Origin of the sequence: Silvanigrella sp., from assembly GCF_044369315.1 — a bacterium.
Classification (GTDB): Bacteria; Bdellovibrionota_B; Oligoflexia; order Silvanigrellales; family Silvanigrellaceae; genus Silvanigrella.
This window is the reverse complement of the sequence record NZ_JBIPMD010000090.1, coordinates 1-11,603: the sequence shown is the minus strand read 5'-3', so window position 1 is coordinate 11,603 and position 11,603 is coordinate 1. Positions and strand designations below refer to the sequence as shown.

Annotated in this window: 12 protein-coding genes; 6 read left to right on the top strand and 6 right to left on the bottom strand. The window is 29.4% G+C overall.

The features are described from left to right. The 4 genes from ACIQ56_RS08970 to ACIQ56_RS08955 form a co-directional block, all read left to right on the top strand. Window positions 1-672, top strand: a 672-nt coding sequence (locus tag ACIQ56_RS08970; protein ID WP_397600731.1) for a lyase family protein, incomplete at its 5' end; no start/stop codon positions are given. Between the two features lie 61 nt (window positions 673-733). After that, window positions 734-2,113 (top strand): hypothetical protein, encoded by a 1,380-nt coding sequence (locus tag ACIQ56_RS08965; RefSeq protein ID WP_397600730.1) that lies wholly within the window; start codon window positions 734-736, stop codon window positions 2,111-2,113. A 21-nt stretch (window positions 2,114-2,134) separates the two neighbouring features. Further along, entirely contained in the window at window positions 2,135-3,556 is a 1,422-nt protein-coding gene (locus ACIQ56_RS08960) for a DHA2 family efflux MFS transporter permease subunit (RefSeq protein ID WP_397600729.1), read from the top strand. Between the two features lie 496 nt (window positions 3,557-4,052). Beyond that, the gene (locus tag ACIQ56_RS08955) at window positions 4,053-4,571 is read left to right on the top strand and encodes a GNAT family N-acetyltransferase (protein ID WP_397600728.1); all 519 of its coding nucleotides are present in this window, start codon (window positions 4,053-4,055) and stop codon (window positions 4,569-4,571) included. Between the two features lie 4 nt (window positions 4,572-4,575). Here ACIQ56_RS08955 and ACIQ56_RS08950 read toward each other — a convergent pair whose 3' ends face one another. From ACIQ56_RS08950 to ACIQ56_RS08940, 3 genes are all read right to left on the bottom strand, one after another. Next, on the bottom strand, window positions 4,576-4,761 hold the full coding sequence (locus tag ACIQ56_RS08950; protein WP_397600727.1) for a hypothetical protein: 186 nt from the start codon (window positions 4,759-4,761) through the stop codon (window positions 4,576-4,578). Between the two features lies 1 nt (window position 4,762). Then, window positions 4,763-5,623 (bottom strand): lysophospholipid acyltransferase family protein, encoded by an 861-nt coding sequence (locus ACIQ56_RS08945; protein WP_397600726.1) that lies wholly within the window; start codon window positions 5,621-5,623, stop codon window positions 4,763-4,765. 78 nt (window positions 5,624-5,701) lie between these two features. After that, the gene (locus ACIQ56_RS08940) at window positions 5,702-6,541 is read right to left on the bottom strand and encodes a hypothetical protein (RefSeq protein ID WP_397600725.1); all 840 of its coding nucleotides are present in this window, start codon (window positions 6,539-6,541) and stop codon (window positions 5,702-5,704) included. 120 nt (window positions 6,542-6,661) lie between these two features. Here ACIQ56_RS08940 and ACIQ56_RS08935 point away from each other — a divergent pair, with 120 nt between their 5' ends. Beyond that, a complete protein-coding gene (locus ACIQ56_RS08935) occupies window positions 6,662-6,943 on the top strand; it encodes a 2Fe-2S iron-sulfur cluster-binding protein (protein ID WP_153418055.1) in 282 nt (93 codons plus the stop codon). 38 nt (window positions 6,944-6,981) lie between these two features. Further along, complete coding sequence (locus tag ACIQ56_RS08930; RefSeq protein ID WP_397600724.1) at window positions 6,982-7,974, top strand: hypothetical protein; 993 nt, start codon at window positions 6,982-6,984, stop codon at window positions 7,972-7,974. Here ACIQ56_RS08930 and ACIQ56_RS08925 read toward each other — a convergent pair. From ACIQ56_RS08925 to folE, 3 genes are all read right to left on the bottom strand, one after another. Next, complete coding sequence (locus ACIQ56_RS08925; RefSeq protein ID WP_397600723.1) at window positions 7,940-9,133, bottom strand: hypothetical protein; 1,194 nt, start codon at window positions 9,131-9,133, stop codon at window positions 7,940-7,942. The genes ACIQ56_RS08930 and ACIQ56_RS08925 overlap by 35 nt on opposite strands. 37 nt (window positions 9,134-9,170) lie before the next feature. Next, window positions 9,171-10,802, bottom strand: a complete 1,632-nt coding sequence (locus ACIQ56_RS08920; protein WP_397600722.1) for a peptide ABC transporter substrate-binding protein — start codon at window positions 10,800-10,802, stop codon at window positions 9,171-9,173. An 85-nt stretch (window positions 10,803-10,887) separates the two neighbouring features. Continuing rightward, entirely contained in the window at window positions 10,888-11,496 is a 609-nt protein-coding gene (gene folE, locus ACIQ56_RS08915; RefSeq protein ID WP_397600721.1) for a GTP cyclohydrolase I FolE, read from the bottom strand. Between the last annotated feature and the right edge of the window lie 107 nt (window positions 11,497-11,603).

Sequence of the window (11,603 nt, the reverse complement as noted above, 5' to 3'; positions counted from 1 at the left end):
AAATATGCGGCAACAGCTGTGAAAAAAATAAAAGAAATTACTGGTCTAGATGTTATTGCCTCCCCAGATTTAATTGAAGCAACACCAGATACTGGTGCCTTTGTTATGTTTTCAGGGATATTAAAACGTTTAGCTGTTAAGTTAAGCAAAACTTGCAATGACCTGAGGTTATTATCAAGTGGCCCTCGTTGTGGTTTTGGAGATATCAATTTACCTCCTATGCAACCTGGTTCAAGTATCATGCCAGGAAAAGTGAACCCCGTAATTCCTGAAGTTGTGAATCAAGTTGCCTTTCAAGTCATTGGCAATGATTTAACTGTAACAATGGCTTCTGAAGGAGGACAGCTGCAGTTAAATGCTTTTGAGCCTGTTATGGTTTTTAATATTTTTCAAAGTGTGAATATGTTGAGCAGAGCGATGCGAACCTTGACTCGGTTGTGTGTCAAAGGAATTACAGCAAACCGTGAAGCTTGCCGCCGCGCTGTTGAGCATAGTATTGGTTTGGTGACTGCCTTAAATCCTTTAATTGGATACGAAAACTCCACGATGATTGCAAAAGAAGCTCTAGAATCGGGAGACAGTGTATTTAATCTTGTATTAAAGCATAAACTTCTTACAAAAGATCAACTTGAAGATGCATTAAAACCCGAAAATATGTTAAGTGCTCGCTAAAGAATTTTCCTGATTTTCCGAAAATCCTAAAGATATTTTCAAAAATGTCAGGGGAATTGGAATGGAAATTGAGAACGATTTCGAAGTGATTTTTGAAAATGGAATTTCAATACTTAAAGGTCATTTAATTGATTCAACTGAAATTAATTTTTTGAAAGATCCTTTTTCAAAATCACGAGAAATAAGTTTTGCTCGATTGAATTCTGTAAGTTGGCTCGGAATTCAACGACTCTACGAGTTGATTTTAAATTTAGAAAATGCAATTAAATTATCAAATATTCCTCCACATATTTACAGAATATTATTGTTATTTCCTGATTTTGGAAAAAAAGTGGGTATTAAAAGTTTTCAAGTAGAAGTTTTTAATAAACAATGTGATATAATTAAAACTGTAATGACCTTAGATAAACTTGCAGAACTTGGTAAAACACAAGGGTGTTTTGCAAAATTAACAAATGGAGAAACCATTTGTGGTTCTTTGCATCATTTATGTCGACCTTTTTTTAATGATTATAATTTACCTAAAAAGAATTATTCATCTAAATGGTGTATTGAAAATAAGGATTTATGTAACTTTTTTTATGAATATACCTGTTTTACAAGGCTTGTTTTAGAGATTTGTTCTTTAGCACAAGAATCGACCTCTCGTTTAATTGAAGAGTCTTTGCAAAATATTTGTACACGTGTTTCAAACCTTGAATTTTCAATTAAAAATATAGATCCCAATTTTTCTGAATATAAATCACGTTATCTTATGTCGCTAATGCCAAATATACATGAAATTTCAAAATCTGTTGTGTTAGCTATTAATTTAAGTAGCACTACTTTTGAAGCCGTAGTTCAAACTTTTGAAGCTTTATTTATGAGAGATAAGCTTGATTCTTCTGAAATATTTAATCAAATGAAAGATTTTATAAATTTTTCTGATCAACTTATTCCCATTGCGAAAAATTTAGAAGACGTTGGTGTTGAGCTAGGTGATAATGTTTTAAAATATGGGGATTTTGGTACGTTACATCAAACATTTAAAACATTTAATGGTGATCATTTAACTGAAAAAAGTTTATCAACAATTAGAAGAAAATTAAAAATGGATCAATATATAAATTTAACATGGCATGATACTTATAATGAAATAATAAGTGAATTTAAATCAATTGATACAGAATTAAGTAGATGCATTGTTGCTCTCCAAGGATTTGATTTAGTTCGCCAAGTACTTGAACATCGAATTACTGAAATAAATATTTTTAAAGAAAATTTACACCTTGTTAGAAGTAATCAAATGTCTTTGGAAAAACTTAAAGAAAAAATACTTGTTCAAATTGTTGATAGACTTGTTACAGATCAAGAAAAGTTTTCATATTCTTTTTTCTTTCCAGACTCGACAATAAAAGAGAATAAATCTAAAGTAACCTCTGGTGATCCCGTTTTCTTTTGATTTTATTAATGGCTATAAAAAATGTTTAAAAAACAAATTGAATATAAATATCTTGTTGCCATTATATATGTTTGTGTTTTATTTCTAGACCGTATGGATGTTACAATTGTCAATGTAGCAATGCCCACATTTGCAAAAGCTTTTAAAGTAAACATAACGGAAACAGAATGGGTATCAACCGGCTTTTTATTAGCATTAGCAATTATTATTCCTATAAGTGGTTGGGCAGGAGATAAATTTGGTTATAAAAAAGTATTTATTATAGCTACTTTTATTTTTACTTTTAGTTCCTTTTTGTGTGGTTGCGCATGGAGTTTAAACTCTCTTGTATTGTTTCGTATTATGCAGGGAATTGGTGGTGGTATGATTGTTCCTGTAGGCATGGCTATGGCATATCGTGCTTTTCCTACCAGTGAATATTCTAAAGCAGCGAGCTATACCTTAATGCCAACATTGGTTGCTCCTGCGATTGCTCCCACATTAGGGGGATTTGTATTAGAACATTTTAGCTGGCGATGGATATTTATTTTTAATGTTCCCATTGGTATTATGGCAATCATATTGTCTTTTATTTATTTAAAAGAAGACAAGTTTGAGGACACTCCTTCACTGGACTGGCTTGGATTTATTTTATCTGCGATTGGCCTCTCTTCGTTACTTTATACATTATCACAAGTTGGGCATTATGGTTTGTCCGATGATATTGTTTGGGTAGGAGGATTTGTTTCCTTATTTTCATTGCTTATTTTTATTTTTTGGCAAAGTAAAATAAAATATCCATTATTAGATCTTAAATTTTTTAAAATACCATTATTTGTTCAAGCAAATTTAATTCAACTTTGTTTTCAAATATGTCATTTTGGTTCTATTTTTATTGTCGCACTTTATTTTCAAATTGGATTAGGAATGTCCCCAATTCAAAGTGGGCTCTCAATGTGTACTCAGCCTATTGGCTCTATCATGATGCTTCCCGTATCTGCAAGAGTATTTAATAAGTTTGGCCCTAAATACTCTATTATTTTTGGTCTATGTGGATTGTCTTTAGCAACTTATTTTATTTATTCTGTGAAATCCCCTCAAGAGGTTTTATATGCTTCTACTTTATTATGGCTGCGTGGTCTTTTAATTGGTTTTGCAAATGGCCCTATTCAAGCTTCAGCGTTATTTGATATTCAAAAAAATGAAACAGGGCGAGCAAGTTCTGTATTTAATGCGGGACGTCAGGTAGCCATAAGCATAGGAGTAGCCCTATCTTCTTTAATATTAGCAAGTGGATTTCGAGAGTTGAATATCAATTCAAACTCTGTATTGTCCAACCCAAATGCATTACCCATTTTTGAAAGGGCTTTTAATTTGTTGGCTCTTATTTCTTTTATGGGCGTGATAATTGCACTTACTATTAATAATAAAAGAGTATTAGAAATCATAACAAAGAAAAAATAGCGGATTAAAATTGTTATCTTATTAAAATAATGAATTAATTATAATATATATCACGTAAAAATAAAGTTTATATCAATGATAAATAAATTGTAATATAAAAATCTTTGTCCGCTTATGAGAAAAAATCTATTATATTGAAGCTTTATCATTTTAATCGAGAATAGGAACAAGAAGGGAAATTTAAGTTAATAGGAATAAATATTTTATATCTTTTAGGTTAATTTGTCATTTTTGTTAATTTATGAATTTGTTTCAATAAAATATGAAAATTATTTTTTGAATAAAATGAAATAGGAATAATAAAATGATAAAAATGAAAATATATTAAAAAAATCAATAAATTCATTTTTATATATTTTTTTTTGCACCTAAGATGAAAAAAAAAAATAGACATGTTATATTTTATTACAGACGTGAATTCTTAATATTTTATGAATTATAAAATGTTAAGACCTTCATTGAAATCGTCTGTTTTTCAATGCGAGGATTTAGAAAAGTGGATATCATTATACGTGAAATGAATAAGTTTGATTCTTTAAAATGTAAAGAATTGACCGTACAGTTGGGCTATCCTGACCAGCTTGTCGATTTTGATAAAAGGTTCTCATTAATTAATAAATTACCTCACCATCATCTTGTCGTTGCGGAAACCGTATCCGATAAAAATGTGGTTGGTTGGATGCACCTAGAAATCCGTTATCTTTTAGTTTCTTCGTTTAAAGTTGAAATTTCAGCAATTGTTGTAGATGAAAAGTTGCGTGGACATGGAATTGGAAAAAAACTTTTAAATTATGCTGAAAATTGGACTAAAAATTGTGGATTTAAAGATATCTTTTTATATACAAATATAATCAGAGAAAACTCTCATTCATTTTATTTAAAATTTGGTTATCAAAATTCTAAAGATTCTAAAATGTTTATAAAAATATTAGATAAAACAATATCTCAAAATGACTTAAAAGTGATACTAGAAAACAAACCCGATTTAAAAGTAGACAATATTAAAATTCAATAGATAATTATAAAAGTTCTTTTTTTAAAAATTGAATCACTTCATTAAATTTATTTAGAATTACTGGATCATTTATTTCTTCTATATTTGTTGCAATATAAATTTCGGTTTTTAGATTTTCAAGAAATCGAAGTGCTGCAAGAATATCATGATGTTTTTTTTGGTTTTCAATTAAATTTTTTTTATCTTTCATTTTATCCCCAGCGATTATGCATCCAAAAATATTCTTCAGGATTTAATTTTACCATTTCTTCTACAATTAAATTCATTCTTCTTGTATTTTCAGTTATATTTTCTTGAATTGTTTTTTCTTTATCTATGATCATTTCAAATTCAGGAAAAAAAGTCATTTCATGAGTATCTAATTTTATTCTTTTAATACATACAGGGACAACAGGTGCATTTTGTCGCATCCAAAGTTTAGATAAACTGTTATTTGTCGACGCTTCTTTCCCAAAAAAAGGCAACATTTCTCCACGGGGACGTTTTTGATCGACAATAAATCCGATAATTTCTTTTTTATTTAAAGCTTGAAATATTTGAGAAGTAGTGGATTCTTTTCCTTTTCGATCGATCAATCGGAATCCAATTGATGCTCGCATATTTTCAACCCATTTTGCTAAGGTACCTTTGCCAATCGCTTTTACAACAACATGTATGGGCGCATATTTAATAGAGCCAACATGACATTGATATTCCCAGTTGCCCATGTGGATACAAATAGCATAAGCACCTTTATTTTTTGCCAGAGCATTATAAAAATAATCTTCATTTTTGATGATTATTTTTGTTCTTTCAAAAAGTTTTTTTGCTGTAAATAGTTCAATAGCTGTCTGTAAAAAGCTGATTGTCGATTTTCTTCCAATTATAATTTTTTCAGATTTTGTTTTTGTTTCACCAAATGCTATGGTTAGGTTTTTTAGAATTACTTTTCTTCTAATACGTAAAATATCAAAAGATAATATTCCTAAAAGTAAAGATATTATATAAATACCTCTATGTCCCAAAATATTTAAGAAAAAAGAAAGAATATTTAATAGACCGTTGATTATCATGAGATCTCCAAATAAATGAAAAACTAAAAAAGCTTTGTTTTTTAGTTTTTCAACTTTATCGATTTTTTTAATTTTCGTCTATACATCTTCTACAAGAGGGTGTTCTTCAAAGTGGGTCTCTACTTCCATTTTTGTGAAGAATTTTTCATTACAGACAGTACATCTGTATTGAGCATTATCTCTTGAGAAAGGTTTTTGATTTGGTCTTCGGTATAAAACTGGTTTTTCAATTTCTTTGGGTTTTTGTTTGATATCGCTTTCATGATCCATAGGATCACCAGAAGTTCCAGGCTCATCTTCTGGAGTTTCATCTACAGCAGGTGCTTGTGCTTGAATAACATCTTGTTCTGATGAAGAATTGTCATCAGATGAAGTCTCTTTAATAGGAGGTAACTTTTGTTTTGGTTCTGGTGATGATTTAGGAGTAGACTTAGGCGCTTTAAAAGTAGCTAGTTTTTTTGGAACAGAAGACCCAATAATTCCAGGTCTGGATACAAGAGAATCTCTTTTGGTTTTTTCCGCTCTTTCCGCCAAGCCTGCAAAAAGATGATGAAGGTGGTCACCAAGTACTTTTGGAAATCGTGCTGCTTGAAGATCTCTTAAAATACATAGAGCGGTATCAGGTTCATTTGCATATGTCTTGCCACAAAGTAAACAAAAATACGTTTGAGTATTATTCTGTGTTGCAATTACAGGAATTGAATTTATGTTTAATCCATTACTAGTAAGACATTTCCAAGCATCATTAGGATTATTGTATCTTTTCCCACATAAACCACAAACGTAACAACCCGGACCCTTAAATACTCGACATAGTCTTTGCATTGGAGATAAACTTGTCGAAGGAGCTTTTAAAAAAGATTGTATGTTACGAGGTATTCCCATATTTTCTTTCAATGAAACTCGTTGGTTTCCCATTGCAAACCATAACAAATAAGTTTATCGGTAAATTTGCATGAAAAGTAAATATTGCCATAAATCAGGAAGTCCGCTAGGAATAAGCTGAGCCGTTAAGGTACTTTAGGAAGGAAATGTATCATGCCAATACTGACTGTAAAAACTGATAAAAGAAATATAACTGTTGAAAAAGGTTCATCTATAATTGATGTTTGTGAGACAGAAGAAACAAGCATTTTATTTGGATGCCGAGATGGGGCGTGCGGTGCGTGCATGATACGAGTTGTAGAGCATCCAGAAAATTTAAGTCCTATGGAAGAACATGAAAAAGATTTTCTTGAAACCATGGCTGCAAGAGAAGATGAGCGACTTGCTTGTCAATGTAAAGTTTTAGGTGATGTAACAATAGAAGTTTCTGAATAATGAAAGTAATTAAATCCTATAAAATAAGGTAAATTGTAATGCATTCAGATTTTAATATAGAATTTGAAGAATTTCATGGAGCCTCAAACGATTTTATTTTTATTTCAGATTCCTATTTAAAATTTTTTTCGAATCAAAATTTGCTGAAAAAATTTGCTGAAAAAATTTGCGATCGTAATCAAGGAATTGGTGCTGATGGGGTTGTTTTTTATCAATATCCATTAAATCAAAATATCCCTTTTGTGAATATTTTAATTATAAATTCAGATGGAAGTTTTGCTGGCACCTGTGGGAATGCTTTGCGTTGCTTAGGTTTAAAACTCATTCAAGATCAAAAATGGGATGGTTTAAATTCATTTCCTATTTTTAGACTATTACCTTCATTTTTTTCTAGTAAATTAGAAACTATTTTATCTGAAGAAGAATTTATTTTACAAAAAAATTCTTTTGCTGTTTTGACAAAAGCAAATATTCAAAATTTAAATGATGCTAATGTAAGTGTTGCAATGGGCAGAGAAATTGAAATTTTTCAAACTCCCATCCAAGATAATTCTTTGGTAAATTTCGGGAATTTTGAAAATATTACTCCTATTTTTGTTTCGTTATCAAATCCTCATTGGGTATTTATTTCATCTGAATTTTTTAAATTCAATAAAAAAATGTATGAAGAATTTGGTCATTATGCTCAAAATGAACTGAGACAAAAAGCATTAAATAATAAAATTCCTCTTGCCAATATTGGAATGCTTTCATTTCAAGAAAAAAATGCAAGTCAGTGGGATCTTGTTGTTTATGAAAGAGGGGCTGGTCTTACGGCATGTTGTGGTTCAGGAGGAGTTGCCGCTCGAATTGCTTTGGAACACTCTCAATATATAGCAACTCAATTGAATGATGTTTTTTTTAAAATGCCAGGCGGCATTATTTCAATATCTAAACTCAATATACTAGAAAATTATGGCGAACAAAGAATATTATCTGGTCCAGCTAAAAAAGTATTTAGTGGAAATATTCCTCATTATTTATTTCAATAAAATTTTTATTTGATTCAAATTTAATATTAAGTAATTTTAATAAACCAAAATAATCTTCTTTAGCTAATTTTAAAAAAGATTCTATAGAAACTGGGTTTGCTGGATTCATAAATATAGAGAATGTTTTTGGATCTTTTATAAAGTTATTCATTTCTTCAAGCGCTTTTTCAATAATAGGATTAGATATAAATATTAATAATAAATTATTTTGTTTTATCATATCATTTTTTACTTGTTCAATAGATTTGTTTTTTTTAAAAGATTCATTTTTATAATATTCGTCTAAAAAATTTTGATCTGTAAATTGAAATAAGGTTTTTTCAAAAGAAGAACTATTTAAATTTACCAAATTATAAATGATAAAATGACTTAAGATTTTAATATTTATGATTCTTTGAATATCTATATTCGCATTTAAATTGGCTTCTTTTTCATTATTTTGAGTTGAATTATAATTTATATTTAAATTAATTAATAAATTTTTAAAATTATTTCCTAAAACTTCTTGAAGAGCTGTGTTAGTTGGAAAAGCTTTTTCTGTGTTTAAAGGAATGTCTTCAAGATTGACTTTGAAGCTTTTTAAATATAAAATATTTTTTGATTTTTCGATGGAATTAAAGTTATTTAAATAGTATGAGCTATTTAAAATTAAATTATTTTTTAAGTAAAATTTGAGATCAATAGAATATTGATTAGATTGGTATTTAGCTTGAAAAGAAGCTCTTGGAGAATTTAGAAAGTAGTAAATACTTTCATAAAACTGATTTAAGTTATTGTCTTGTTTTTTTATGTTTTCTTTTAGTTTTTCAATATTATATATTTCTATAGAGTCGGATGAAATTTCAATTGGAAAAAAATCATTATTTAATGAAAAAAAGTCGCTTACTTCTATTTTTTTTATTAAAATTTCAAAAGGAATATTTTGGACTTTAACTAATAAATTATCAATGTTAAATTTTTTATTTAGGATAAATAATGGGGATAGAGAAATTCCTTTAAATTCAATATTTTTAATTTCAGGATATATGGAATATAATTTACTTATTTTTAAATTCATTTCTTTTGTGAGAATAAAATGAATCGAAAGCATAACTATTGAATAAGACGTTAAAGTAATTAATAAAAAACAAATTGATAATACTGATTTTTTTTTCTTCATTAATTAAGTTACTCTATAATGATAAATTAATTTTCAATTAACTGTTTCCATCATGTGATACGATATAAAGATCTTTAGTTCTATAATTGTCTAATGGGCTTGAAAAAGTAACACCTTGAACATAACTTTTTATTAATCTGTATGTTTTATTAGAATATAATGGTGCTACAGAATAATCATCCATAGCTATTTTAGAAGCATCAAATAAAATTGCCTTTCTTTTTAAAGGATTTAATTCTTTACTTGATTTATTAAGAAGTTCATCATATTTTTTATTGGAATAACCCGAAATATTTTGCATATTACCTGATTGTAATAAAGCAATAAAATTTTGAGCATCATTGTAATCTGCTTTCCATAATTGCATTGTAACTTCATATTTTTTTTCTGTTAGGTAACTTAAATGTACCTTCCATTCTTCACTAATAATTTCAGTTTTAACCCCTAAAGCTTTTTCCCATATAGAAGCAAGTGCTGTGGCATATTTTCTATCCGTTTCATTTGTAGCATGAGAAAATTTAATTACAGCAGGATTTTCTCTTGAATAACCAGCTTCTTTATATAATTTTTCTGCTTTTGCTATTAATTCTTTTTCAGAAAGCATAGACCAACTTGGGACATAAGGTGTGTAATTATCTACGCCAAACGGAACAATATCATAAAGAGGTTTTTCATTTCGGCCAGTAACAAACTTAGTGAAATTTTCTCTATTAATAACAATAGATAAAGCTTCTCTTAGTTTTTTATTATTAAATGGTGGTTTTGTATTATTAAAAGCTAAATAACTTGAGGATAAATCAGGTGCGCTTCTTAATTCTTTTGGATATTTTTTGGATAAATTTTGATATTGTCCTGGAGGAATTCCATAGGTCCAATCTAATTGTCCCGATTCATACATTCTATAAGATGCTGTTTTATCTTGTGCGACAACATAATTTACTTTTTTAATTACAGTATTTTTGGCGTCCCAATAATTTGGATTCATTTCAAGAGTTGATTTGTCTCCAATTTTCCAAGATGTTAACTTATAAGCACCATTCCCAACTAAATTTTCAGGTTGTGTCCAAGCTATTTGAAATTTTTCAATAATATCTTTTTTTAAAGGAACAAAATTAACTCCTGAAACAACACTTAAAAAATAAGGAGTAGGTTCTTCTAAGGTAATTTCAAAGGTATTAGAATTAACGGCTTTAACACCCAATAAATCTGTATTTAATTTACCTTCATTTATTTTTTTTGCATTTTTAATCATTTCGGCAAGATAAGCCATTTCAGAAGCTGTTTTGGGATCTACAAATCTTTTAAAGCTATATACAAAATCATTGGCAACAACAGCGGAACCGTCGGACCATTTTGCATCTTTTCTAAGATGAAAAGTATATTTTAAACCATCTTTACTGATATCCCAGTGACTTGCTGTTGCAGGAATAATCTTTCCAACAGGATCATCACTAACAAGTCCTTCAAATAAATCCATAATAATGTTTGCACCAAGGTTATCACGGCAATGAGATGGGTCTAATGAAGAAGGTTCATTTGAATTATCTTTATTTAATATTTGGTTTTTTGCTAATTTTGTTCCTTTAGGTACAACTGCGGCCTTGGCTAAGGTAACAAAAGTGCTAGATGCGAGGACTAAGGAAGCAATTTGAAATAATTTTCTCTTCATACACAATTCTCCCACTTAACATCATGAATTAATTTTACAAATTAATTTCTAACGAGGGTGGGAATCATTGTCAAGGAAACAAAGATTATTTAGAAATAAGAGACATAAATTCATTTCGAGAAGCAAGAGAATCGCGAAATTGTCCATGCATAGCGCTTGTGATCATAGTCGAATTTTGTTTCCTAACACCGCGTACACACATGCAACTATGAACCCCTTCAAAAACAACAGCGACACCTTGTGGCCTTAAGTATTTATTAATTGCATTTGCTACTTGCTGAGTAAGTCTTTCTTGAACTTGTAACCTTTGTGAAAAAACATCGACGATACGTGCAAGTTTAGAAAGCCCCACAATTTTTCCATCTGTCGGAATATATGCAATATGAGCTTTTCCTGCAAAACTTAATAAATGATGTTCACATAATGAATTAAATTCTATATTTTTAACTAAAACCATTTCATCGGATTCAGATTCAAAAGTAGTGGAAAGAATTTCTTCAGGGTTTGTTGAGTAACCTTCTGTCATTTCTATTAAGGCACGACAAAATCTGTCTGGAGTATCTATAAGTCCTTCTCTATTTGGGTTTTCGCCAATATAAAGTAATAAAGTACGCACTGCTTCCGTCGCTTTTTCAGCACTAATATTATTTGCTCCAATTGCTTTTTTAAAAAACGGACTGGTAGGTAGAGACATGACTTTTATTTCCTTTCAAATAAAGTAATTCATTGCCATGAAACCCCTGCAGAACCGGACTTGTAGTTTTCCCACATCCGGCTTCCAGAGATGATATTCATTGCGTA